Source organism: Shewanella sp. LC6 (genome assembly GCF_006385735.2).
Taxonomy (GTDB): domain Bacteria; phylum Pseudomonadota; class Gammaproteobacteria; order Enterobacterales; family Shewanellaceae; genus Shewanella; species Shewanella xiamenensis.
The window spans coordinates 4,344,624-4,370,630 of the sequence record NZ_CP043902.1 but is presented as its reverse complement, the minus strand read 5'-3'; the positions used below and the strand labels follow the sequence as shown (position 1 = coordinate 4,370,630).

Annotated in this window: 22 protein-coding genes and 1 pseudogene; 15 read left to right on the top strand and 8 right to left on the bottom strand. The window is 46.3% G+C overall.

Annotation, left to right across the window (positions count from 1 at the left end):
* The first annotated feature begins 288 nt into the window (after positions 1-288).
* Together FJD32_RS19580 and FJD32_RS19575 are read left to right on the top strand one after the other, a co-directional pair.
* A complete protein-coding gene (locus FJD32_RS19580) occupies positions 289-1,287 on the top strand; it encodes an NAD(P)H-quinone oxidoreductase (RefSeq protein WP_140907378.1) in 999 nt (332 codons plus the stop codon).
* A 321-nt stretch (positions 1,288-1,608) separates the two neighbouring features.
* Positions 1,609-2,013, top strand: coding sequence for a hypothetical protein (locus tag FJD32_RS19575; RefSeq protein ID WP_037414254.1), 405 nt, complete (start codon positions 1,609-1,611; stop codon positions 2,011-2,013).
* Between the two features lie 101 nt (positions 2,014-2,114).
* Here the strand turns inward: FJD32_RS19575 and FJD32_RS19570 are convergent, their stop codons facing one another.
* The 5 genes from FJD32_RS19570 to cutA form a co-directional block, all read right to left on the bottom strand.
* The gene (locus tag FJD32_RS19570; protein ID WP_140907377.1) at positions 2,115-3,146 is read right to left on the bottom strand and encodes an aldose epimerase family protein; all 1,032 of its coding nucleotides are present in this window, start codon (positions 3,144-3,146) and stop codon (positions 2,115-2,117) included.
* 122 nt (positions 3,147-3,268) lie between these two features.
* Positions 3,269-4,414 (bottom strand): galactokinase, encoded by a 1,146-nt coding sequence (gene galK / locus FJD32_RS19565; RefSeq protein ID WP_055647537.1) that lies wholly within the window; start codon positions 4,412-4,414, stop codon positions 3,269-3,271.
* A gap of 298 nt (positions 4,415-4,712) precedes the next feature.
* Entirely contained in the window at positions 4,713-6,353 is a 1,641-nt protein-coding gene (locus FJD32_RS19560; protein ID WP_140907376.1) for a cation:proton antiporter family protein, read from the bottom strand.
* A 151-nt stretch (positions 6,354-6,504) separates the two neighbouring features.
* The gene (locus tag FJD32_RS19555) at positions 6,505-8,346 is read right to left on the bottom strand and encodes a protein-disulfide reductase DsbD (RefSeq protein ID WP_140907375.1); all 1,842 of its coding nucleotides are present in this window, start codon (positions 8,344-8,346) and stop codon (positions 6,505-6,507) included.
* The gene (gene cutA / locus FJD32_RS19550) at positions 8,343-8,666 is read right to left on the bottom strand and encodes a divalent-cation tolerance protein CutA (protein WP_037414243.1); all 324 of its coding nucleotides are present in this window, start codon (positions 8,664-8,666) and stop codon (positions 8,343-8,345) included. The genes FJD32_RS19555 and cutA overlap by 4 nt, the downstream gene beginning before the upstream one ends.
* A 222-nt stretch (positions 8,667-8,888) precedes the next feature.
* Here cutA and FJD32_RS19545 point away from each other — a divergent pair, with 222 nt between their 5' ends.
* Positions 8,889-9,479 (top strand): FxsA family protein, encoded by a 591-nt coding sequence (locus tag FJD32_RS19545; RefSeq protein WP_088586157.1) that lies wholly within the window; start codon positions 8,889-8,891, stop codon positions 9,477-9,479.
* Between the two features lie 154 nt (positions 9,480-9,633).
* Here the strand turns inward: FJD32_RS19545 and FJD32_RS19540 are convergent, their stop codons facing one another.
* Together FJD32_RS19540 and FJD32_RS19535 are read right to left on the bottom strand one after the other, a co-directional pair.
* A complete protein-coding gene (locus FJD32_RS19540; RefSeq protein ID WP_088586156.1) occupies positions 9,634-12,717 on the bottom strand; it encodes an efflux RND transporter permease subunit in 3,084 nt (1,027 codons plus the stop codon).
* Between the two features lie 3 nt (positions 12,718-12,720).
* Positions 12,721-13,803 carry an efflux RND transporter periplasmic adaptor subunit gene (locus FJD32_RS19535; protein ID WP_088586155.1) on the bottom strand — a complete coding sequence of 361 codons (1,083 nt, stop codon included), beginning with the start codon at positions 13,801-13,803 and terminating at the stop codon, positions 12,721-12,723.
* Positions 13,804-13,931: 128 nt separating this feature from the next.
* On the opposite strand from FJD32_RS19535, the gene FJD32_RS19530 reads away from it, so the two are divergent.
* Positions 13,932-14,921 carry a LysR family transcriptional regulator gene (locus FJD32_RS19530; RefSeq protein WP_140907374.1) on the top strand — a complete coding sequence of 330 codons (990 nt, stop codon included), beginning with the start codon at positions 13,932-13,934 and terminating at the stop codon, positions 14,919-14,921.
* Here FJD32_RS19530 and FJD32_RS19525 read toward each other — a convergent pair.
* Positions 14,918-16,276 carry an MATE family efflux transporter gene (locus FJD32_RS19525; protein WP_140907373.1) on the bottom strand — a complete coding sequence of 453 codons (1,359 nt, stop codon included), beginning with the start codon at positions 16,274-16,276 and terminating at the stop codon, positions 14,918-14,920. The two genes, FJD32_RS19530 and FJD32_RS19525, sit on opposite strands and share 4 nt — an antisense overlap.
* Positions 16,277-16,503: 227 nt before the next feature.
* Between FJD32_RS19525 and FJD32_RS19520 the strand changes: the two genes are divergently transcribed.
* From FJD32_RS19520 to FJD32_RS19470, 11 genes and pseudogenes are all read left to right on the top strand, one after another.
* Positions 16,504-16,794 (top strand): co-chaperone GroES, encoded by a 291-nt coding sequence (locus FJD32_RS19520; RefSeq protein WP_011071021.1) that lies wholly within the window; start codon positions 16,504-16,506, stop codon positions 16,792-16,794.
* A gap of 58 nt (positions 16,795-16,852) precedes the next feature.
* Positions 16,853-18,490, top strand: coding sequence for a chaperonin GroEL (gene groL, locus FJD32_RS19515; RefSeq protein WP_037414230.1), 1,638 nt, complete (start codon positions 16,853-16,855; stop codon positions 18,488-18,490).
* Positions 18,491-18,925: 435 nt separating this feature from the next.
* Positions 18,926-19,162: a type II toxin-antitoxin system antitoxin HipB gene (hipB, locus tag FJD32_RS19510; RefSeq protein WP_047539109.1), complete on the top strand. Its 237-nt coding sequence runs from the start codon at positions 18,926-18,928 to the stop codon at positions 19,160-19,162.
* Between the two features lie 3 nt (positions 19,163-19,165).
* Positions 19,166-19,309 (top strand): annotated as a pseudogene (locus tag FJD32_RS19505) (type II toxin-antitoxin system HipA family toxin); the annotation flags it as partial.
* A 556-nt stretch (positions 19,310-19,865) separates the two neighbouring features.
* Positions 19,866-20,327 (top strand): hypothetical protein, encoded by a 462-nt coding sequence (locus tag FJD32_RS19500; protein WP_088586153.1) that lies wholly within the window; start codon positions 19,866-19,868, stop codon positions 20,325-20,327.
* A gap of 696 nt (positions 20,328-21,023) precedes the next feature.
* On the top strand, positions 21,024-21,497 hold the full coding sequence (locus FJD32_RS19495; RefSeq protein ID WP_088586152.1) for a hypothetical protein: 474 nt from the start codon (positions 21,024-21,026) through the stop codon (positions 21,495-21,497).
* Positions 21,498-21,580: 83 nt separating this feature from the next.
* Complete coding sequence (locus FJD32_RS19490; RefSeq protein WP_088586151.1) at positions 21,581-22,474, top strand: DUF2971 domain-containing protein; 894 nt, start codon at positions 21,581-21,583, stop codon at positions 22,472-22,474.
* A gap of 1,196 nt (positions 22,475-23,670) precedes the next feature.
* Positions 23,671-23,973, top strand: a complete 303-nt coding sequence (locus FJD32_RS19485; RefSeq protein ID WP_140907371.1) for a cytochrome C — start codon at positions 23,671-23,673, stop codon at positions 23,971-23,973.
* Between the two features lies 1 nt (position 23,974).
* Positions 23,975-25,201 carry a sulfite oxidase gene (locus FJD32_RS19480; protein WP_140907370.1) on the top strand — a complete coding sequence of 409 codons (1,227 nt, stop codon included), beginning with the start codon at positions 23,975-23,977 and terminating at the stop codon, positions 25,199-25,201.
* Positions 25,201-25,584, top strand: a complete 384-nt coding sequence (locus FJD32_RS19475) for a cytochrome c (protein ID WP_047539094.1) — start codon at positions 25,201-25,203, stop codon at positions 25,582-25,584. Before FJD32_RS19480 ends, FJD32_RS19475 begins: the two co-directional genes overlap by 1 nt.
* The gene (locus FJD32_RS19470; protein ID WP_088586149.1) at positions 25,581-25,916 is read left to right on the top strand and encodes a c-type cytochrome; all 336 of its coding nucleotides are present in this window, start codon (positions 25,581-25,583) and stop codon (positions 25,914-25,916) included. Before FJD32_RS19475 ends, FJD32_RS19470 begins: the two co-directional genes overlap by 4 nt.
* Positions 25,917-26,007 lie beyond the last annotated feature (91 nt).

The window sequence follows — 26,007 nt, the reverse complement described above, 5'->3', positions numbered from 1 at the left end:
TGTAAATTGCATAAAATATCCAATATAAATCGATAAAAATTTACAAATATTTTACATTAAGCGCATCAATCTGTTTTTATTGTGTTTTTTAAGTTGAATGGTCATGTGACCAATAAAGATTGGTAATCTAGAGCGCAATTGTTTTAATGTTGCTTCGCTTGAACTTGGTTGCAGGCTTCCCTTTGTTGACTCGTTAACTGTCAGCAAGAGCATTTAGCTGTTAATAGGTTTGAACCTGCGTAGTGCCGATATGAGCCTGAAATCCAAAAGTTGTACAAGGAGTTAGCTATGTCAGATTTACCAAAAGATTATGCCCATATACATATTGAACAACCCGGTGCGCCAGAGGTGATGCAACTTTCTCGATCTCCCTTACCGGTTGTTGGGGACGGACAAGTTCTTATTCGAGTAAGTGCGGCTGGGGTGAATGGGCCGGATCTTAAGCAAAGGGCGGGAGCCTATCCGCCACCACCTGGAGCATCGTTAATTTTAGGGCTTGAAGTGGCTGGTGAAATTTGCGCCATAGGTGAAGGCGTGACTCAATGGCAACTGGGGGATAAGGTTTGTGCTTTAGTCCCAGGTGGCGGTTATGGCGAATACACCTTGACCTATGCAGCTCATTGTTTGCCGATTCCAAAGGGATTTTCGATGGTGCAAGCTGCCGCGTTACCTGAAACCTTTTTTACCGTTTGGGGTAACTTATTTATGCGCGCCGGACTCAAGGCTGGCGAAACCGTTTTGATACACGGTGGCTCAGGTGGCATTGGCAGTACGGCGATTGCGCTGGCGAATCGTCTTGGTGCGCAAGTGATTGCGACTACAGGGCAGGATGAAAAGCGCGACTATTGCTCAGGATTAGGTGCCCATCTTGTCGTCAATTACAACACTCAGAATTTTGTCGAAGAAGTCATGAGCTTTACGCAGGGTAAAGGCGTTAATGTGGTATTTGATATCGCGGGTGGCGATTTTATTAACCTCAATTTGCAAGCGCTTGCGTTGGATGGGCGTATGGTGTCGGTCTCAACTCAACGTAGTCCTAAAGCTGAGGTTAATATTCTCCAGCTGATGGCTAAGCGAATTGTCTGGACAGGTTCAACCCTAAGACCACAAACGGTTGAAGCCAAAGCTGAAATCGCAAGGCAATTACACGAACGTGTTTGGCCATTACTTGATAGCCAGCAAATCGTGCCGCATATTTTTGCAACGTACCCATTGAACGATGCGCCTAAGGCCCATAGATTAATGCAGTCGGGCGAACATAGGGGCAAAGTGGTATTAACATTTTGAATTAACTCAGCTACAAGCTGTAACCTCTTATCGCTTCAATAATTTAATGGTTATAGGTGCATAATTAAAACTTGATGTGATGTTTTTTTAGACTAAAGTCGTTAGTGACAAATTTTTTTAGAGACTTTGGCCGAAATTAATGCGTAATAAGTGAAAATTTCATGGTTTGAGGCATTGATTATCGAAAATATTCTGTAAAAATACCCAGTTGAAAACGTCAGAGACTTTCCGGCGCTATTCGTGGATCAAAGCAAGCGTCGCTTCGCTTATTCAGACTAAAAAACTCATAGTGTATGTGTTGATTTAAGGGTATTGGCATATATGTATAACACAGCAAAGAAACAGGTTTGGTATGGTGAGCTGAGAACATCGAAGGGCAATGCGATTGTCGTCCACGACAACCAGCTGCCAGAGGCTTCCCCTGGACGAATTTACCTCTACAATACCGACCGTGATGCCATTGTTGAGTATGTAGAAGACATAGTAAAAGTGAACCTATACGACTTAGATGAGGCCGCATTAAAAGCTGCTGAGGCTAAGTTTAGCGGTGCATGGAAAGCGGCTCGCGCTCAATTTATGAGCAAGCATCAAGCTCGTATTGATCTGAACAACGTTAAGGATTCTGGCCCAGTACGTAAGGCTAAACCTGAGGTTGAGCCTGAAATCGAAACCGATGCAATTGGTGCTGATTTCGATGAAGATTGGGGCGATGATTTCGACGATTAATATCCAATTTGCTTCGGCAACATTGGATAAAGGTAAGGAATGAAACGACTTTATTCCTTACCAGCCTTTCTTTTTAATTCCTACAGATGCTCATTTCAACTTTAGTCAACAATATCAAATTGATATCGACTAATATGATGATAGATTTTCCCTGGTACTAACCAGGCATCATCACCCAATTGCGGTTGATTGGGCGAGTCAGGCAGCTTTTGAGGTTCAATACACACGCCCTGATGTTGGTGCAAACTTTGTTGGTTTCGTCCCACGGTTCCCGCTAAAAAGTTAGCGCAGTAGAGTTGTACGCCAGGCTGATTGGTAAATACCGTCATGGCGCGGCCGCTGACAGGACTGCTTAAACAACCAAAGCGGCGTAGTGAACCATCGGGGTTATCCATCAAATAGCAATGATCATAACCTTGGGTGCTTGTTAGTTCGGGAGCGTGAAGTTTTTCGCCAAGGGAAACACTTTGAGTTAAATCGAAAATACTATCTTTAACCTCAGCAATTCCTGTTGGGATGCCGACTTCATTCATCGTCAAATAGCGTATCGCATCGATTTGCATCTGGTGCTGATAATTATTGCTCGTACCATCCAGATTAAAATAGCTGTGCTGCGTCAGGCTCACCGGACAAGGTTTATCTACGGAGGCCAGCATTTCTACATAGAGATTATTGGCGGCAAGGCGATAGTCTAATTGCACCGTGCAATTACCGGGGAAGCCCATATCGCCATCTGGACTCACTAAGGTTAATCTTACCCCATCGGGAAGCGGGCCTAAGTGCCAGTTCTTTCTGTTAAAACCTTCGCGGCCACCATGTAAGCAGTTGCTAGCCTGATTGATATCCAGCTGATAGGTTTGCCCCTGATATTGCAGCTTGCCAAGGGCGATACGATTGGCAAAGCGGCCTGCAATGGCGCCAAGGTGGGCATTTTGAGTCAGGTAATCTTCGGCACTGTCGCAGCCTAGAACGATATTGGCGCGCTCACCCTGTTTATCGGGCGTCCAAAGCGCGCGAATAATGCCGCCTAAACTGAGCACTTCCAAGGCGATGATGCCATTGTCTATCCGCACGCGTTCAATTTCGCTGCCGCGGGGATCGATCCAAGGATCTAATACACTGAAACGCACCATTTAGTTTCCCTCATGTGTCATTTAACCGTTTGATTTTGCCTCTTAAAAATGACAAATACCACACAATTCATGGTTGAATTCGTATGGTATTAGTGGCGGAGTTAGCTGGTGCGATTAAGTGTTTAGCTGTCGATACGGCCCGCGCCAGCACTCGCTGAACAGAGATAAACGGTTGCGTCTATCCCTGTTTGCTCGAAAAATGTCTGTTCGACCGCAGAAACTACCGCATCGGTAAGCTCATGGTCGACGAGCGCGACCACGCAGCCATCGGTCATGCGTATGCCACCGCGTTCGCCAATCACTTGGCTAACAATATCCACCAAAGTGTCAAATTCAGGCAGTGTTACCTCAAAATCATCTCGCAGTGATTGATGAGACTGAGCCATTAATAGGCTGAATTTAGAAATATTATTTTGCTCTAGTGCCCGAGCAGCACTCTGAGTGCGTTTATTCTCGGTGACTACGTGTTTGGCGCGGCGATAAAGGGTTTCATCCAATTTATCCTTGGCACTTTCAAGCTGACGCAGTTCAAGATGGCGCAGAGCGTCTAAACCAAAAAATTCGGCAGCTTGAGCGCATTCCTCACGTCGCTGCTGGCTAATCGCCGCTAATCGTTGTTTCTCAATATGCGCATCAATGATGATCAGGCTGAGATTCTCAGGGATTGCAATCGCTTCGCTATCAAGGTCAAGGCAGTCGATGAGCAGGGCATGATCCGGCTCGCCCATCGCGCAAACCATGTGATCCATAATGCTGCAAGCCGATGCGACGTACCGATATTCGCCACGTTGCGCTAATTGTGCTACTGCCATCGGTGAGAGATGCAATTGGCTGCTGTCACTAATAGCTGTACCAAAGGCGACGACCAAGGCGCCAGAGGAAGATAATCCTGCTGCGAGCGGTACATCGCCTACCACGGCTAAATCTAAGCCCTTGGCAATGAGCCCAGTGTTGGCCATCGCCGCTGTGAACCCTTTTAAATAATTTACCCAACCGTCCTCGGGATGGATTTCGGTTTCTTTGCCAAAGGTCCATTCTTTAATTTGCCCGGGAAAGGCATCAGCAACGGCGCGAAACTTGTTGTCTTCACGGCGTTTAACGGCAATCACCGTATGAAAATTAATGGCGGCAGGCAAAACAAAGCCGTCGTTGTAATCCGTGTATTCACCGATCAGATTTACTCGACCTGGGGCTTGATATAAATCATCGGCTTTAGTGCCAAAGGTTTGGACAAATAACTTGGTGGCGCGCTGCGCAGGGTTCGACATGCTGAGAAGACTTCCAAAAAAGCTGGGCTAATTTCGTTCTTGTCTTCGATTTATATCACGACTAAGTCGGCGATGTAACTGAGATTTTCTATGGCATTGACGATAAGCTTGTCAGAGAAAACCGATAGTCAAAAACGCCGCAATGTTTGAGCGTGTCTAAGTGCGTTAAGGTGATTGATTTTTAGTGGTTTTGATAGGTTTTATCGGGTGAGGTAATGACTCAGGTTAATCCCTTTCCTGAGTCATTTTTAACCTAAATAGGATGAGTTTTATTCATGATAACAAACGTAAACACGCCTTAAACCGCGGCAGAATGTTGTTTGTTGTCATCGTCTAGGTCGGCAACTGCCTTCGTTTCAGAGTCTGGTAGTAACTCATGAACCACATGGTCGACAAAACCCGCACCCGCCGCTTCGTATAGATTGTAAACGCTGTGCACGCCAGAACTTCTGAGTGATGCGGCATCCTCACCATATTGTACGATTGCACTTAGTTTACCTTGATAATTCAGCTTCTTAAGTTGCTCAACGGCGAAGAGATTCCCCGCATGATGCGGCATTGCTAGCAGCACTAATTCAAGATTGGGCGCTTTATCAAGCTTCTCCCAAAAGTCGGTATCGGAAGCGTCCCCTTGCACAACATTACGGCCTTTAGCGCGGTGTAAATCGACCAGTTCTTGCTTATGCTCAATCCCGAGGATCTCACCGTCGAACCGGGCACGCAGTTCATCGTAGGCTCCACTACCGATACGCCCCATCCCTAGGATTAAAAAGCGTGGATTACCAATGGCAATGGGTCGATCTTCTGGGTGCAATGGGCGTTTTTCTAACCTAACGAGTCGCTGTTGGAAGCGTTGGTAAATATTTCCGACCGTAGCATTGAGCGGCGCTGCTAATAAAAAGCTAAAGCTTAAGGCCACGGCAATAATCACCAACCATTGTGACGGTAGCCAGCCTTTGCTGGTGGCAACCGCAGCGACGATCAGACCAAACTCGGAGAAGTTACCTAGGTTAAAGGAACCTAACATCGAGGTGCGCGAACGTAATTTAAAGCGAGTAAGAATATAGACAAACAATAGGATTTTTAGCGGTACTAACAGTACTAATAATGTAGCCAGCACGATATCCGAAATCGTGGGTAAGCCATTGAGACCAATGGTTAAGAAGAAGGCGACAAGAAAGAGTTCTTTAAAATAGAACAATGATTTAGCTAGCTCAGAGGCTTTTTTATGTCCTGCGAGCAAAATACCAATAACTAATGCGCCGAGATCCGGTTTTAAGCCAACGGATTCAAATAACCAAGCGCCGACAACCAGTGCCATTACTAATCCAAATAGCACTAATAATTCACCGTGGCCAACACGGTCAAAAGCTTTATAAATCAGTGGTTTTGCCAGAGGTAATAACAATAACGCAAATGCCCACACCGAAGGCACATCGCCCTTAGAAATGGTTAAAAAGAGTACGGCAAAAATATCCTGCATAATCAGGATACCAATAGCAACACGGCCATACAGGGATTGCATATCCCCTTTATCTTCTAAGACCTTTACCGCAAAAACGGTACTGGAGAAGCTTAACGCAAATGCCAGTAAGGTTAACTGCTCAATCCCTAAACTGGTAAGTTGAGATAATCCTAATAACCCTAATATTTTGAGAATAGGGACGAATACTAGGATCGATAGCATCAAATGCACACTCGACCCCGCCCACACTTCAGCCTTAAATAGACTGCGAATATCGAGTTTTAAACCAATCGCAAACAGCAGTAGCGTAACCCCTAAATTGGCGAGTTCTTGCAGCAGTGGCAGGCTTTCTTTTTCAATACCTAATACAAAGAGTACAAAGCCCGCCACTAAGTAGCCGATGAGTGGGGGCAGTCCTATACGGCTAACGAGCATGCCGCAAATAAGGGTGATAATGAGGATAGCTGGTTCCATAATGCTCCAATCTAAAAAGTCCACGATAAACAAGGATTGTATAAGAAATCGATGACAGCGCGATAAAAAAGCGGACTTTTAATGAAAAAAGTCCGCTTTTTGTTGATTTTACGCTAAAACGCCGCAGAGGAGTGTTAGCGTTTAGTCGAGATTATTTCACCAAGTGATCTAAATGAGCTGCAAACTCCTTGGGACCCATAAAGCCGGTTACCCTTAAATCTTCTCGCTGTTCACCTTGCTCGTTAAACATCAATAATGTCGGTAAACCGAGGACATTGTATTTTTCAAGCAGAGCGACATCCACAGCATCACTCTTAGTGACATCCGCTTGCAGCAGCACGATTTTGTTCATTCGCGCTAATACTTCGGCGTCTTTAAAGGTAATGGCTTCAAACTCTTTACAAGCCACACACCAGTCAGCGTAGAGATCCAGCATTACTGGTTTGCTTGCAGCCTTGGCCGCGGCAAGTCCGCGGTCTAAATCTTCAATCGATTTAATGCGCTTAAAGCCATGTTCTGCTTCAGCTGTGGCAGTATTTCCAACTGGCGAATGGCTAAAGCCAAAGTGACCCATCACGGCTTGGAAGCCATAGGAGAAACTGGCCAGCAGGGTTAAGGTGAGTAGCACTGAGCGTACGGTTTGTTTCCAGTTGAAGGCGCTGAGTTTATTTTGATGCATCAGGTAACCGGTGAAACTAATGCCCCAGAGCGACCAAAGCACATCGGAAACTACGCCCGTCCAAATACGGCCAAGCATCACAATCGATACCGCAATCAGCAGGAAGCCAAACACGGTTTTAATGATATTCATCCAAGCGCCAGCGCGAGGCAGTAACTTACCACCCGAGGTGCCAATGATAAGTAGTGGTACGCCCATGCCCATACTCAGCACATACAGGGCGAGGAAGCCTTGTAATAAATCCCCGGTTTGCGCCACATAGACTAAGGCGCCAGAAAGTGGAGCCGTGGTGCAAGGCGAGGCGACCAATCCTGAGATTACCCCCATCAAAAATACGCCAATCAGATTGCCGCCTTTTTGATTGTTGGAAATCGAGTTCATCTTCTCCTGCCAGCTTGAAGGCAGTTTGAGATCGTACAAGCCAAACATGGATAAACTGAGTACAAAGAACAGGATGGCTAATACCACGAGCACAGCAGGATGTTGCAGCGCCGCTTGGTATTTCATCCCCGCCGACGCGACGACTAAACCTAAAATCGAGTAGGTGATTGCCATACCTTGCACATAGGCCATCGACAGGGTGAAGGCTTTGGCGGTCGACAGTTTTTGCCCTTGACCAACAATAATGCCCGATAAAATCGGATACATGGGGAATACGCAAGGGGTGAGCGCTAAGCCAATCCCTAAGCCGAAGAAGATCACTAAGGTCCAGAGTAAACTGTCGTTAGACAACATCTGGCTTAGGCTATCCTGCTGAGTAATCGGCTTAGCAGGGGCGATGTCGGCTTGTTTAGCGCTCGCATTTGCGGCGACAGACTCTGTATTAGCGTTGTCTGCGCTAGAGGCGATTTGCCCATCATTAGCTGCTACCGCTTTTAAGCTGACATCACGCTTGGTTGGTGGATAACAGAGTTTACCCTCGGCGCAGCCCATAAAGGTGACGCTTAAGGTGCTGTTTTCATCCGCTTGCTTTAGGCCAACGGGAATGTCGATATAGGTGTAGTAAACCTCTTGTTCACCAAAATACTCATCGTTATGAGGTTTGCCCTTTGGTAGGTCAATAGTGCCCAATTCAGCGCCATTGACACTAAATTTGAGTTTATCGCGGTACATGTAGTAGCCGTCGGCAATCACCCAATTAAGGGTAACCTTATTGCCTTCCTGCTTAAAATCAAAGGCAAAGGCTTGATCAACGGGCATTAACTCAGGTTCGCTTTTTAGAAAACCAAAGTTATTCGCAAAAGCATTGCCACTTAGAGTGAGAGGCGCGAGAAGCAATAATGCAGTAAAGGTAAGGCTAAGTAGTTTTTTCATGGCTGAGTGTTATCTTTTATCCAATCTAAGTAGGCTGGTAGCCCGTGAGTGACGGGTACGGCAATAATTTCAGGCACTTGATAAGGGTGAAGTTTAAGCACAAGCTGTTCTAACTCTGGATAGCGAGTTTGTAAACATTTAATGTGTAAGCTAATTTCTTGCTCTTCACAGATTTTTCCTTCCCACGTATAGACCGAGCGGATGGGTGCTGAAATATGCACACAAGCCGCGATACGCGCTTCCACTAACGCATGGGCGATGCGATTGGCATGAACGTCGTCTGGACAGCTAGTGCTGACCATTAAATACTGAGGTTGCATAGTGTGGGTATCGTCCCCTAACAATCTTAAACTTCGCTTAAGCCTATTAGGCTAAGCTACTTTACGTGTTTTTATGGTCTCATACATTAACGGCTTAACGAAAGAGTGAGCTAACTATCAGAAGTTTCACCGCTTTAGCGCAGTCTGCGCCTTAATGACTTGAATTAAGACCGGATTGCCCCCATTTAGTTTTCAAACGAGCAAGATAAATCTGAGGTCGGTATGTTTTTAATCCTATTTTTATTATTTGTGCTGATCCCAGTTGTTGAGCTGTCAGTGTTAATCCGCGTGGGTGAAGTGCTGGGTACTTGGACCACTATTGGCCTTGTATTATTTACTGCTGTATTGGGCGTGTCTTTAGTACGCAGTCAAGGATTAAGTACTCTAATGCAAGTGCAGCAAAAGCTCGCGCGAGGTGAGGCGCCAGGGCAAGAAATTGTCGAAGGTATGATGCTAGCCATGGCGGGGGTGTTGCTGGTTATCCCTGGATTTGTGACTGATTTTATTGGTTTATTGTTGCTCACTCCTTTAACCCGTCGTCCGATAGCAGCCTTAGTGTTTAAACGTATGCAACTGCGAGTGGTGTCGGGCTTACAAGGCGGTATGCACGGCGGTTTTGGTGCGGGTCCCTTTGGCTCTCATTCTGGCTCACAAACAAATCCTTTCGAGCAACCTCCCTTTGAGCAAAATAAACATGCCGATGGCAATGTGTACGAAGGCGACTTTGAACATAAGGCCGACCCTAGCGATAAACGTCCTGAAAGCCACCAATTGGTGGATAAAGACGAACATCCTAAAGATCCAAAGGCGTAATCCGCTTTTCAGCTCGACTTTCTTTCCTCTGTGTAAAGCCTCAAGTTATCGGGGTTAGCCGCTATTCTTCGACATCCCAATATGAAAAGGCCAATCGATGCTAATAAGCAGCATCGATCGGCCACGCCGGGAAGCGTTTAGGGGGAGTGGCGGGCTAGTGTTTCTCGCTCGCCACCGCATTCGGTTTGATGTTAAAGGCCAAGCTGTACATCACTGGCAGCACGATAAGGGTCAGCAGCGACGCAAAACCTAAACCAAAGATGATAGTGATCGCCATGGAGCCGAAAAAGGCGTCGGGGATCAGAGGTATCATCCCGAGCATGGTCGTGATCGCCGCCATCATCACAGGGCGAACGCGGCTGACACAGGAATCGATTAAAGCTAAATAGGCGGCTTTGCCTTCACTGAGTTCGAGGTTGATCTGGTCAACCAATACAATACCGTTTTTAATCACCATGCCCGATAGACTCAGTAGTCCCAGCAGCGCCATAAAGCTAAAGGGCGCGTCGAAAATCAATAATCCCGCCGATACCCCAATCAAGGCCAATGGCACGGTAAACCAAATCACTAACGGCTGGCGTACCGAGTTAAACAGGAACACTGTGATTAAAAACATCGCTAAGTAACCCAGTGGAATTGAACTAAATACCGCAGTTTGGGCTTCGCCCGCCGTTTCATACTCGCCACCCCATTCTAAGTGGTAACCCGCAGGCAAGCTGATGGCTTCGACCTTAGCTTTGACTTTACGTAATACTGAGTCGGCGGTTTCATCGCTACCCAGTTTAGGGTCGGCTAAAACGGCTAACATCCGCATCCGATCGCGACGTTTTACTAAGGGGTTTTCCCATTGAGTATCGAAGCTGCTTACAACTTGCGTTGCTGGTACAAAGGTGCTGTGCTCGCTACTCCAGATTTGCAGTTTCCACAGGCTGTCCGCCTGTAAACGTTCCTCGGCGGGTGCGCGGGCAACGATGGGGAGTAAATGGCTGGTTTCACGGTACAGGCCAATCTGTTTGCCGCTAAAGTTAACTAACAGTGCGTTATCCAGATCCTGTTTACTGATCCCCGTTTCCCTTGCTTGAGCATTTTCTAATTGCGGACGAATTAAAGTCACTTGGTTGCGCCAGTCATGGCGAATACCGTCCATACTCGGCTCCGCATGGAAGATGGCTTCGGCTTGAGCGCCTAGAGTACGCAGTACTTCGGGATCATCACCGTAGAAGCGAGCCTCAATCTTCGCGGCGGGAGAAGGGCCGTTTTCCATATTCTTTAATCTGAACTGTGCCTGCGGGAATCTCTGATTTAAAAAGGTTTCTAGCTCTGGCATATAGACTTTTAAGGAGGCTAAATCTGCCATTTCAATAATGAGCTGCGCATAGGCGGGATAGCCCTTTTCGGGTTGATAGGGCAACACAAACCGCTGCGCACCTTGGCCAATGACCGTTGTTAAGTGTTTTAAGCCACTATGTTGTTCCTCGGCTTGCTTGAGTAACTGCTGCTCAATATCGGCGGTAAAGCGTTCAGTGCCTTTAATATCTGTACCTTCTGGCATCCAAATATCGACAAAGAAGATGGGCGTATTAGATGCGGGGAAGAACACATTCTTGATATGACCAAAGCCAATCACTGCGCTAACGAGCATGGCACCGACTAATAAAATGCTGGCGATTCTAAAACGTAGGGCAAAGGTTAAGCTCGCGCGGTATATGCTAAAGAACCAGCCCTTGTATGGGTCCTGCTCTTCCTCATCTGCGGGGGCATCTTTAAACAGCAAATGGCAGAAGAAAGGCGTCAGGGTGATCGCGGTAATCCAACTGATAAATAAGGAAATCATCAACACTTGGAACAGTGAGCGACAAAACTCCCCCGCGGCATTTTGCGATAAGCCAATCGGTGCAAACGCGATAATCGCAATAACGGTGGCGCCAAGCAGTGGCCACTGAGTTTGCGACACAATTTGTTTGGCGGCTTCGAGGCGAGTCTTGCCACGACGCAGACCAATTAGAATACCTTCGGTAACGACAATGGCGTTATCGACCAACATACCCAAAGCAATAATCAGCGCGCCGAGGGAGATCAGTTGCAGTTCAATACCTAGCACTTTCATCACGATAAAAGTACCGAGAATGGTCAATAGTAAGATGACCCCCATCAATAAGCCTGAGCGTAAACCCATAAATAGCAAGAGTACGGCAATAACGATGGCAATCGATTCTAATAGATTGATCAAAAAGCCATTTACTGTGTCATCCACCGCCAAACTTTGGTTATAAACCGTGTCTAAGCTCATCCCTATTGGGCGCTGTGACTCCAGTTCGGCAAGGCGCTCGCTAACGCTTTTACCCACTTCGACCACGTTAACGCCACTTGAAAAGGAAATCCCAAGGGAGAGGGCGGCTTCGCCACGGTTGTGATAGAGCACGTCAGGGGTTTCATCATAATCTTTCTCTATATGGGCAATATCACCAAGATAGATAAGCTCAGTGCTGCCGGGCGGGCTGACGATCAGACGCGCGAGATCCTGCACACTGCTAAATTCTCCGGTGGGATGGATGCGAATACGATTATCGCCCACCACTAAACTGCCCGCGTTGGAGACCACGTTTTGATTGTTAATCAGGCCGTGGATATAGCTTTGATCTAACCCCAGTGCCGAGAGTTTTTGTTGTGATATTTCAATCACAACCTGCTCGGTTACGCTGCCCGCAACTGAAACCTTTTTGACCCCAGGCACCAGTACCAGTTCGCGGCGCAAATAATCGGCATAATTGCTTAATTCGCGGTTACTATAGTCAGGCCCTGAGAGATTAAACAAAATGCCGTACACATCGCCAAAGTCGTCATAGACTTTGGGCGTGCTAGTGCCGGGAGGCAGTTGTCCTGCGGTGTCGTTGACCTTACGACGTACTTCATCCCACACCTGCGGCAGGCTCGTTTTGTCATAGGTTTCTTTGACCTCAATTTGGATCTGCGACAAACCCGCACTGTTAATGGAGGTTACGTGCTTAACCGCATCGAGTTGCTGTAAGGCATCTTCGAGGGGAAGGGTGACTTCTTCTTCCACTTGCTCTGGCGATGCACCCGGATAGGCGGTGATCACTAGGGCTTCTTTAATGGTAAATTCGGGAAACTCTAACTGCCCAAGACCGGTAAAGCTCACACTACCGCCCACGAGTAGCAGTAATACAAACATCCAACTGATGACTTTGTGGCGGATTGAATACTCAGCAATATTCATGGATTAAACTCCGCGCTGCCAGCGTAGTGGTTTGACTTTCATCCCGTCGGATAATTGGGATACACCTGCACTGACAATTAAATCGCCATTATTAATACCGCCAAGCACTTCAACCCCTTCACTGGTGACTCGGCCTAAGGTGACAGCAGCGGGTTTCACTTCGCCCGATTGCGTTTGATAGACCCACACTTGGACGCGGCCATCCTGATCGCGTTTATCGATAGCGGTGACTGGCACTATGGCCGATGCTGCTTGGTCTGGGCTTTTCATTAAGGCCAGGGTTAATTCAGCGCTCATCCCTGGAAGTAATTGAATATCCTTGGGTTGTGGTAGCGAAAACACCACTTCATAGGCCTGAGTGCCGGGTGTAACTTGGGTGGAGTACTCCTTGAATTTCGCATCAAACTCCATGCCTGCTAATGCACTAAAACGCACTTTAGCGACAAACTTTTGCTGCTGGATATAAGTGTTTAAACCAGCGGCCATCGACTCGGGTACTTGGATACTTACATCGAGCAAATGGTTGTTTTGTAGGGTTAATATTCCTTGATTAGCCTGCACAATTTGGTGGTTATCCACTAAACGTTTGGCCACTGTGCCACTAAAAGGGGCGATAAGCTTGGTATAACTTAACTGGTCACGGGCGGCGGCTAAGGCGGCTTTGGCCGATTTAAGCTGTGCTTGGGCGCTATCAAACTCGGCTTGGGAGATTAATTTACGCTTTAGGAGTTCGGTTTTACGCTGAAAATCCGCTGCTAACAGTTCATGGTCTGCTTCGCGGGTCATTAAATTGTTATAGGCATCCCTGTCGTCCAGTTTAGCCAATAGGCTACCTTGGTTAACACTTTGCCCTTCTACCAGCGCCAACTCTGTAAGTTGCCCAGAAATGCGAAATGACAATTCTGCGCGACTATTGGCGCTCACCCGCGCGGGGAAGGTTCTAAAATCTCCGCCCTCGAGTTTGGCAACCTCAAACAGTTTTACGGGTCTGATGACACTCGCCTGTACCGAGCTTTCCGCTGGCGTGCAGGCTGTAAGCAGGGCTGGCAATAACGCCGCCAAGGGAATAAGTCGATAAGCTTTCATGGTGGAGAGTCCTCAATAACAATTTATCAGCATTTCAGGGGCGCGAAGATATCAGCTAAAGTTGTTGCAATAAACGGGATACTTTGGGATTATCAATCCCACATAATGAGATTGATATTAAGTTAAAAATGAAGACAGAGGACCTCGCGTTATTTCACCGAATCGCTGAAACCGGCAGTTTGATTGAAGCGGCGGATTTGCTTAACTTACCAAAATCGACCGTGAGTCGGCGTTTACAGGCATTGGAAGATGAGCTGAATATCAAGCTATTCCACCGACAGAGCCGCTCGATGACGCTGACCTCGGCGGGAAGCCATTTTTACCAACGTTCACAGAATATCTTGGCGCAGCTCGATGAAACTCTGTTTGAGATGACTAACGAAGATGCTGAGATCAGTGGCCATCTCCGCATTCAAATGTTTCCTATCCACAGTATGAATGTGTTGATGCAAGCCATTTTTCGTTTTATGGATCTGCATCCTAAGCTCACGGTTGAAGTGATTAGTAGCGCAGAATCTGTTGATATGGTGAAGAATAATCTCGATGTAGCCTTTGTGGTCGAACCCGCATTAGATACCTTAGATTTAGTGGTGCGGCCGATATTCACCACGCATTTGCGTTTTTATGCCAGTCCCCAATACCTAGTGCAACATGGTATGCCGCAGACTCCACAGGAGATTGAGTCCCATAATGTGGCCTTATTTAGGCTCTCAAATGGCAAGATCTTTAATGAGTTATGGATTGGTGCAGAACAGGAAGTTCGGGTTCGGGGAAATTTCTGCTCCAACAGTGTCGAGGTCGCGGTAGAGTTTGCCCTGCAAGGGCGCGGCATTGTGTATGCGCCTGCGGAAGTGGTGGCTGATTTTGTGGCTTCAGGGCAGCTAATTACCCTGTTGCCCGAGATAGAGTCCCATCCCGGCGAATGCTATTTGGCTTATCCATCAAGACGTTATGTGAGCTTAGCCAGCAGACGCTTTATCGACTTTATTATTCAAGAGCTGGCGCCGAACGGTGTACCAACTAATCTCAGCACGCAAAGTGTGCGCCGAGTTTGTAAGGCATCGGAGGAGCCCTTCCCACCCAATGATGTGCGTTTTAGCCTAAAAAGCACAGCCTAAATCGCGTCGGCGGTCGTGACCTTGGTCGGCTCGCAAATCCGCTGCGCTAAGTAATAACAGGCAATCCCCATCAAGAGGTTGGTGATGGGGAGCGCGAGTAATAAGCCTTTTACGCCATCAATATAAGATCCCAGCGCCGCCAGTGGCAGCATCAATAGCACTAAGCGGCACAGGTTAATCACTAACGAACTCATCGGCCTATGGTACGCATTAAGCGCCGTGGCAAAGATAATCACAATTCCCAGCGGGCCATAGGCGCAGGGCAGCACCAGAATATAAAAACTTAACCACTCTAGCACCTGCGGATCGGTACTAAATAAATTCGCGAGTGGCTGGGCCAAAAACGCCAATGGAATATAGAGTAAGGTTTGGAATACAAAGATAAATTTAAGCGATAGCAGCAAAGCCTGCTTCGCCCTTTGGGGTTGGCCAGCACCGAGATTTTGCGCGATAAACGGCATCAGGCTCGATGATAATGCCATCACCACAATCAACAGCACCGATTCTAAGCGTGTGCCTGCACCAAACGCTGCTACGGCGCTGTGATCGATATGGGCCAGCATCGCCATAATCACCGCATTGGCGAGCGGATTGATTAAATTCATCAATGCCGCAGGCTGGGCAATATGGGCAAGTTTACTCCAGTTGGCACGCATTCTATCGATATCAAATACCGCCCGCTCAAGCATCCGCCGCTTAATAATCAGCAAATACCCCGAGAGCGACAATGCGACAAGCCATGAGAACAGGGTGGCAATCGCTGCGCCTTGGATCTCTAAACGCGGAAAAGGCCCAATACCGAAGATAAGCAAAGGATCGAGGATTAAGTTAATCAGCGCCGCCAGCATCATTATCATCGCTGGTGAGCGAGTGTCGCCCGTGGAGCGTAAGCCTTGGTTGCCCACCATCAATAACACCAACAGTGGCGCGCCCACATACCAATACATCATATAGTCATGAATGAGTGGCAAGCTGGTTTCATTGGCGCCAAGTAAACTAAACAGTGGCTCGATAAAAATACTGCCAAGGGCGGATAAACTGGCGATAAGGATAAAGGTCAGCAGCAGCGCATCGTGCAAAAACACTTTGGCACGTGGCGCATTACCCGAGCCAATCAGCCTGCCAAGGTTAGTAGAAACGCCTGCACCCACACCAATGGCAATGCTGGAAATAATTAACGTTACCGGAAAGGTAAAACTGATTGCAGCTAAAGGCTCTGTCCCTAATTGGCTGATAAAAAAAGTGTCAGCGAGGCTAAAACCTAGAATGGTCATAATGCCAATCAAGTTAGGGAGGCTCATGTTGAGCAGTACACGACCAATTGGCGCGCTAAGCAGCCCGTGTCTGTCTTTCATGGGGAAAATAGTGCCTTGTTTGCGAGCGGAGGCCGAATTCTAGCAGGATTGTGCCCGCTTGAAAAAACCGACATCAAAAATTTGAATTTTTTTTTGTAAAGGCACTTGGATCTGGCTGGGGTTAACCCCATATCACACACATCAAAGGGGAAGGCGGAAATGCCTCCTCTTTTTCATCACAAAATCGCCTCGATTGTTGGGCATTAAATCATTAGGAGAGTTCATAGATGAATATTCGTCCATTACATGACCGCGTAATCGTTAAGCGTTTAGAAGTTGAATCAACTTCTGCGGGTGGCATTGTATTAACAGGCAGCGCCGCCGAAAAATCGACTCGCGGGGAAGTCCTTGCAGTAGGTAATGGCCGTATTTTAGAAAACGGCACTGTAAGACCTCTGGATGTGAAAGTGGGTGATGTAGTGATCTTCAATGAAGGTTACGGTGTTAAGAAAGAAAAAATCGACGGTCAAGAAGTCTTGATCCTGTCGGAAGCTGACCTGATGGCCATCGTAGGTTAATCCACGACATCAATTCGACATTCCAATTAATCATTAAAAATGTAAAGGATATTCAATTATGGCAGCTAAAGAAGTTGTATTTGGTAACGACGCACGCGTAAAAATGCTGGCTGGTGTAAACATTCTGGCTAACGCAGTTAAAGTGACCTTAGGCCCTAAAGGCCGTAACGTAGTATTAGACAAGAGCTTTGGCTCACCACTGATCACTAAAGACGGTGTGTCTGTTGCAAAAGAAATCGAATTAGAAGACAAATTCGAAAACATGGGCGCGCAAATGGTGAAAGAAGTTGCTTCTAAAGCCAACGACGCCGCCGGTGACGGTACCACTACTGCAACTGTTCTGGCACAAGCCATTGTCACTGAAGGCTTAAAAGCCGTTGCAGCGGGTATGAACCCAATGGACTTAAAGCGCGGTATCGATAAAGCCGTGATTGCCGCCGTTGCTGAACTGAAAAACCTTTCTCAAGATTGCGCCGACTCAAAAGCTATCGCTCAAGTAGGTACTATCTCTGCTAACTCTGACGAGTCAATCGGCCAAATCATTGCTACTGCAATGGAAAAAGTCGGTAAAGAAGGCGTGATCACCGTTGAAGAAGGTCAAGCACTGGAAAACGAACTGGACGTAGTAGAAGGTATGCAGTTCGACCGTGGCTACCTGTCTCCATACTTCATCAACAAGCCAGAAACCGGCAGCGTTGAATTAGATCACCCATTCGTACTGTTAGTAGACAAGAAAATCTCTAACATTCGCGAACTGTTACCAATCCTTGAAGGTCTGGCAAAAACCGGTAAGCCATTACTGATCGTTGCCGAAGACGTTGAAGGCGAAGCCTTAGCAACCTTAGTTGTGAACAACATGCGCGGTATCGTGAAAGTGGCTGCGGTTAAAGCACCAGGCTTTGGTGACCGTCGCAAGGCAATGCTGCAAGACGTAGCGATTTTAACTGGCGGTACTGTAATCGCTGAAGAAATCGGCTTAGAGCTTGAAAAAGCAACCTTAGAAGACTTAGGTACTGCTAAGCGTGTTGTGATCACTAAAGACAACACCACCATCATCGATGGTAACGGTGAACAAGCGCAAATCGAAGCGCGCGTAAGCCAAATCAAGCAACAAATCGAAGAATCAACTTCAGACTACGACAAAGAAAAACTGCAAGAGCGTATGGCTAAATTAGCTGGCGGTGTTGCGGTAATTAAAGTCGGTGCAGCGACCGAAGTTGAAATGAAAGAGAAAAAAGCTCGCGTAGAAGACGCACTGCACGCAACCCGTGCTGCGGTTGAAGAAGGTGTGGTACCTGGCGGCGGTGTAGCGCTGGTACGTGTAGCTTCTAAGATTGCTGACGTTGAAGTGGCTAACGAAGACCAAAAACACGGTGTGGTTATTGCCCTACGTGCAATGGAAGCGCCACTGCGTCAAATCGCAACCAACGCAGGCGAAGAAGCCTCTGTTGTGGCTAACAACGTGAAAAACGGCAGCGGTAACTACGGTTACAACGCGGGCAACGACACCTACGGTGACATGTTAGAAATGGGTATCCTTGACCCAACTAAAGTAACCCGTAGCGCACTGCAATTCGCAGCGTCTATCGCAGGCCTAATGATCACCACCGAAGCAATGGTAGCTGAACTGCCAAAGGCTGATGCGCCAGATATGGGCGGAATGGGTGGTATGGGCGGAATGGGCGGCATGATGTGATCCTAGCTGGTTAAAATCGTTTATAGCTGCGTTACTTTGTTACTCGTGTAGAAAAACACTACACGTCGCAACAAAAAGCCTTGCTCTAAAACGATTTTTCCTGCGCTAGATTAGCAAAAACATCTGTGGTCTTTAGCTTAATCGCTTAAAACCCAAGTAGTTATAAAAGAAAATGAAAACCCCGATACTGGCAACAGTATCGGGGTTTTGTTTTTGGCGCTGGCAATTTGGGGAAGTGGCGTTTTTCAAGCTAGGTGTACTTAGCTACACTTTTTGGGGTTTAAGCACTAAAAATTGCTTTGAAAGTGTAACATTGTACACTTTTAGTCGGCTTGTCATTATCAACAATCAAAAAGTGTACTTATATACACTTTTTGATTGAATGAGACTGTTATTAAGGCTAAGGTGTATGAAGTTACACTTTTGGAGACGATAATGGCATCACCGCTAAATCAGCAATCCCTCGGCTTGTTAATTAAAGAACGCAGGAAAAGTGCTGCTCTTACCCAAGACGTGGCGGCCATGCTGTGCGGCGTAACCAAAAAAACGCTGATCCGAGTTGAAAAGGGTGAGGATGTTTATATCTCAACCGTATTCAAAATCCTTGATGGTCTTGGGATTGATATCGTTTCGGCTCAAACCAGCAATACCGAAACTAACGGCTGGTATTAACCTATGAGTACAGCTAAAACGCTTACGCTAGAGATGCACCTCGGTGATTTAATGATCGGGGAATTATCCTTTGATGCCACGACCGACACCTTTGCGGTGTATTACACCAAAGATTGGCAGCAAAGTGGATTTCCACTTTCACCAACTAGTGTGATCGCTAGCAAAACTTGCTAGACATTGCGGCCTAACGGCCGAGGTGAATCAAAGTCGTGGGGCTTCACCCCCTGATTTTTTAATAAAGAGTCGACCAAGGAGGACTGCTCGTCCTATCCTCCTTGCCTATTGTTTTCACATCAGCCAAGACGCCCCTAGCGAAGTTGCATGCATTAGTTAGTGGCTTCGTGCTTATTCGAAAATCGCTAACGCTTCCGATGGGGCGTCCCTTCCCCCCGAAAGCTACGCAGACGTCCTGTCTGCGTCACGCGCTATCCTTTTAATAAAGAGTCTTCAACGCCCTTCAGCAACTTCGCAGGGGAGGTGAACTTCTGTGATCTCGGTGTTTGCTGTTAATCCCCAAGAATTGTGTGTCCTATCTTTTGATCTTTCTGATCTTTCAGTTCCTCTATAGTGCACTTAATTTATAGGTGCTAACTTATTGTTAACATTGTTGTTGCATGTGTGCGTTACTACATGTCTAATAATGCTGGGAACTCATGTGTACTAATAAATTGTTAGTCAATGATTAAAATTAAAGGAGAAATGAATGAGACAATATTTCATGGCGTTAACCCTAATATACCTTTGCGGTTGTGCAAACAATCCAGTTTCAAATAGTCAATTGCTTGCTAAGACTTCGCTTTATGATCCTCTCTTTCTGGTATCAACAGTAGGTATTCCTGACAAAGTTGAATTTAAGTCTCTTGCTATAATGTATCAAAATAAAATTCCAGCCTTTTACACACCAATGGAGCATATTGTTATAACTGAAAAAGGGGTTTTCTTTTCTGAATGGCAGTCATCTACTTATGAGTTTAAGCACAAACTTATGCTTTCTTTTGCTGAAATCGATTCAGTTTCAAATACTGTAATAGAAAAGGATTTACTACCAAATGCTGAGTATTTGGAAATCAAAACAAAGTCCGGAAGTATTCATAAGTTCTGGCTTCTAGACAAAGGTTCTAATTTTGCAAAGTCTTTAATTTTGCGGAGGCTTACAAATAGCTAATTATTGTTTAATGGGATTTAAGTTCAGGTAATGCGCTGTTTGTCTGTGTGAAGATTTAACCTTGGGTTGAGGGTGTGGCAACTTTCTTTATTTCCATCAGTCTTCTTTAGCTTATTTAGACTGTTGATGGTTTTTTAATAAAGTCAAAGTCGTGGGGCTTCATTTCACACTTGTTTATGTAGATGTATCGTCATTGCGGCCTAACGGCCGAGGTGAATCAAGGTCGTGGGGCTTCACCCACACCCGACCAAAAGGGGAAAAACGCCTGTTCCCCTTTTGGAAATCCCCCGGCGTCCCTAGCGAAGTTACATGCATTGATGAGTGGCTTCGTGCTTATTCGAAAATCGCTAACGCTTCCGATGGTACATCCTGTACCCCGAAAGCTAGCGAGGCATCCATGCCTCGCTCACGCGCTTTTCTTCAACGCTCTTCAGCAACTTCGCAGGGGATGGTGAACTTCTGTTGCCTTGGTGTTAGCTGTTAATCCCAAAAGATTCATGGATGTCCATCTTTGCTCTCGGTAAATAAAGTCTCGATTTTTCTGGATGAAAAATGTTGAAAGCCTATTGATACTGATGCTAACTTATTGTCATGATTAAGTTATTTACTTGCCAACTTCCTATATCTAACTCTATTCGGGTTGGGGTTTATTAGAAGAGCAGGTAATACACTGTTATGCCGCCAAGGACGAACTCAATGCAGTTATCTAAAGAAGCAATTAGAGCATTATGTGATGCCATCTTTGCATCAGAGAATCCTGTAGTAGTTGAAGCATATTCGGATTTTGACAAAGAGCCTTTGTCATTTAATCAGCCGGAAGAACTCGAAGTTTATATCTCGAGTAAAATAGAAATCCCAAAAGGTATGGCCTCCATTTTTGTGATTTACCCGGAGATGGAAGGACAGGCCCGACTGCGGAAAATAGAACTTGATCCAAAGAAGGTACCTAATCATAAGTTTCGCTATACATGGGACGGATGGGGATTAATTTCTATTCAAATCACTGCACCAGACCTTGGTATTCAATCTAACATCAATGCCAATTCCGAAACCGGAGCGAAGAAATGGGAAAGCACACATCCCGAATTCGAACCAACGTCAGTATGGAATTGGAACGTTGTTAACAAACATAAAAATCGGTTGAGGCGAGTTTTAAACAAATATGCATAACAAGGCCCGGCAACACGCAGCCTTCGGCTGCTGGACTCGCTACGCTCGCCGCTGCGGGAATCGTTAACATTCAAGGAGTGACTGTGTCTCTATACAAGTATTTGACACCTGAGAATACGTTGAGGGTTTTGGAAGGGAGTGTCAGATTTACTCAACCTGGGGCTTTCAATGACCCGTTTGAAATGGTTCCAGAATTACATGTTCCGGAAGATTTCGAACCCAAAGATATCTCTATCAGCTTTGATGTCATAGCACCGAGAAGGCTGCCAAGTGTTGGAGAATTGCCAATTGACTTTGAGTCTGACCATTGCAATGACATCAACTCTAGAAAGATTTTAAGCTCGCTGAATCAGTCCGTTGGTGTTCTATGCTTATCTAAAAATGAATCATCTCTACTAATGTGGGCACACTATGCTGATGAGTATTCAGGAGCTGTTATTGAGTTTGACGAAGAACATGAATTCTTCACGGGCCTATTTGATATAGAGTATCGAGAGCAAAGACCTAAAAAGGACATTAGTTCTTATTTAAGTGGTGAATCTCCAATTCCTATAGCGGAGCTTTGTGTAAAACCCAAAGATTGGGAATATGAGCAAGAATATAGAATTGTTAGAAAGCTATCGGATTGCAAAAAGGTTGGTGATTACAACGGCTTTCCAGTTTATGTAATGGATATCCCAATGGATGCGATAAAGTCAATCACTCTTGGCGAAAGAATGCCTCTAGAGCACCAAAGAGAGATTTGGAACAAAATTAAGAATACAAAGATTGCATTAAATTTGGCTGCTATCGCCAACTGGGGCTACGAGTTTAGAAAAGAACCAATTAAGTATAATCTTCCTGCCTCTGAAATGAACCCTTTAATAAGTCCGAGAACAGCCCATATATTTTCTGAACTCGAAAATGAGTTCGGTGAAATAGCTCGATGGATGATAAAAAATCACCAGTTGAGCGAAATTGCTAATGACACGTTGTAAAGTGTTAACAAGTAAAGGCAGCGAACCGCTAGAGCTGCCGCTGCTTTAGGCGTTAGAGCATTCCTCTAAATAAATACTTTATCTATTCAACCTTAGGATTAAATTAAATCGCACTCATCATGTATTAATCCGTGAATACATTTTTCATAACGCAGGAATGCGGCTTACTGAGCTAAATGAATTCACCAAATATGATTTTAGTTAGACACCACTTGATGAGTACGGTCAATTAAAGGGCAATAAAAACCTAGGTGTTTATTTGTACGTTTAATCGATATGAGTGCCTTGATGATGGAATGATTATTCCAACGTTAATGAAAAAACCATTATTATTTCTGCGTTATAACTCCCCTTGTGAAAGCTCGGACGGACACAACTCTTTTCTGATATACAGCCAACACAGTAGTTACAGGAGTTCACCATCCCCTCGGAGTTGCCGCAGGGCGTTGGAATAAATTGCGTGAGTCTGGACATGGTCGCTCTCGTGCATCTGATCCATAGGGAAATGGAAAATGTCAGTATGATGTATGGAACATCATTGACCATGCACTTCACGACATTCAGGCCTCCTTCCTATCAGATGTCCGGCTAGCTTTCGCAGGTGCAGGGGCGAATGAAAATCGGTGATTTTCGCGCTTATGAGCGAGAGGCTGGGACTGCCGAACGGGAGGGCTTTACATGGATATAAAGTGGAGCCTTCGGAAGCGATAGCTATTTATCCATAAGACCAAGGCTGATTTATAAATAAAGCGTTAATGCATGTAACTTCGCTAGGAGCGCCGAGGCTTCGCTTTATGAATCATTCAAAAGGGGAACAGGCGCTTTTCCCCTTTTGGTCGACTCTTTATTAAAAAATCAGGGGGTGAAGCCCCACGATCTTGATTCACCTTGGCCGTAAGGCACAATAACTGTGCAACTACATAAACAAGTGTGGAGTGAAACCCCACGACGTTAATCCAAACAAAGTTTGGATAATCCACCTTGACTCCCCTTGGCCATAAGGCCACAAACTATCTCCCTTTTCTAATCAATGGCTTGCCATTTTACTACTTACTAATACAAGTCACTTCTCTTGAGCTTTTGACTCAATTGTATTGAATGTAAACCTCGATAAGCATTGATGTAACTTAATGTTATCTGAATGGCTACGTTCAATGACAGTCGTCGTGATGAACACTAACTGAAGAGAATAACGGATGTTGCTGCGAGTGATTTATTCGGCGGGTGTGCTGATGCTTTTGTTGCCGGTGGTCACCCACGCCGATGAGAGCAATAAATTATTGAATATGTGCAAGGCCTGCCATGGCGAGTCTGGCATGAGTCGTTTTGAACATATTCCGAATATTGGATGGCAAAACTCGGATTATCTATTGAAGCAGCTTCGAGCCTTTAAGGCTGGCACGCGTCAAGACCCCACTATGACTAAAGTCGCTCAGTTATTGAGTGAGGCGGATATGCAGCAAATGGCGGAATACTTTTACCTCGGAAAGGACAAATAACATGGATCTTAATCGTCGAGTTTTTATAAAAGGTGCGGTAGCGACGTCGGTGTTATCCGCGCTGCCGGTTAAGTGGGTATTTGCTGATAAGCTTCCTGCTGGGGTGAGTGCTTTGGATATTTCGGCATTAACCTGGACTAAGGCTGAGGACTTACCGAGTTATTTCAAAGTATTAAACACTAATCCGCTGAATGCCTATCCGCCAGAGCATATGCTTGCGCCTGCGGTGACGCCTGCCGATGTTTCGTTTATCCGCTGGAATGGCATAGTGCCTGACTTTAAAACGCTGGATGCTAAAACTTGGACTTTTACAGTGGATGGTGAGTCGGTTATCACCCCTAAAACCTACACCATTGATGAGTTAAAACGCCGCTTTAAACATCATACCTTACAGCTATTGATTGAATGTGGCGGCAATAGTCGCGCGGGCTTTTTCCCGAGCACTAAGGGCAATCAGTGGAATAACTCGGCGGTATTTTGTTCCGAGTGGACAGGGGTGTTGGTGAGCAATGTGCTTAAGGATTGTGGTGTTAAAGCCGATGCGGTTTACACCGGCCACCACGGGGCTGATGTGCATTTGAGCGGAAAAGGTGAGGCCATTTCCCGCGGTGTTCCTATCAAGGCGGCGCTCGAAGAGCTTGGGCTAATCGCATGGTCGATGAATGGTGAGGATATTCCTTACCTGCATGGTTATCCCCTACGTATCGTATTTGGTGGCTGGCCAGGCTCGGTTTCGCAAAAAGCGGCAACGGGGATCAGTGTGCGTAATAAAGTCCACGACGGGCATAAAATGGAAGCGCCAGCGTATCAAGTGCCTAAATATCCGATTGCACCAGGCGAGATGGTTGCTGAAAAAGACTATCGAATTATTGAAGAAATGATCGTGAAGTCTTTGATCACTCAACCGCAATCTGGCACTGAACTGGCTCAAGGGCAAAAACTGACGGTTGCGGGCCATGCGTGGGCGGGCGTGCGCGAAGTGGTGAAGGTGGAAGTGAGTTACGATTATGGCACCCGTTGGTTTGTCGCGGAGCTACAAAAACCGAAAAACGCCACCGCATGGCAGCAATGGAGCATTGAGTTGCAGTTGCCAACACAGGGCTATTACGAAATCTGGGCCAAAGCAACCGATAGCGAAGGTGATAGCCAACCGGTTGTACAGCCACAATGGAACCCTAAGGGATATATGTTTAATGGTTGCCACCGTATTGCCGTTAGGGTGGTGTGATGAGAGCGCATGTCAATAAGCTGATCATGTGTGGGCTGCTTTTCACTGGGGCGTCGTTCGCCGCCGAGTACCCCGTGGACCCTCAATCGGGCCTTATTATGGCGCCCGGTTGGGAGTTGGTGAATTATCAATGCAATGCCTGTCACACCAGTATGATTGTTACCCAAAATCGCGGTGATAAAGCCTTTTGGAAAGAAACCTTGCAGTGGATGGTGGATACCCAAGGCTTATGGGATTTGTCGGATACGTGGGAGCCGACGTTGAGCTACCTCAGTAGCTATTATGGTCAAGCTGAAATGGATATGACCCTCTTTAGGCGTTTGCCCCTTGACGCAAGCCAGTTACCACCGCCAGCTAAACCTGCCGCTAAGGGATCTCAATGAAAACGTTTATCGTCAGTTTGCTTGTCCTGTGCGGCTTATCCACAGCGGTTTATGCCGAAGGTTATCAAGCCGATATCGAGCGGGGTAAGGCACTGGCCACGGCTCAATGTGAGTCATGCCATGGGCTGGCGATGATCGCCATGGCTAAGCAATTCCCCAATTTAAGGGGGCAAAAACCGGCTTACCTTAATAAGCAGTTAGTCGATTTCAAAGCGGGCTTACGCCTCGATCCGTTAATGCAATCACAGGTCAGTGCGTTGACTGCCGAGCAATTACAGGATGTGGCGCTGTTTTATAGTCAGCAAGAGATCCCCAACCTCAGTGCAAAATAGTGCGGCTAGCCGTTTGCTTGCTGACAAGAGTAAGTTAAGCGGTTAGCATCATTGCCATCGGCTTATGGCGACGACACGGCTGGAAATGGCG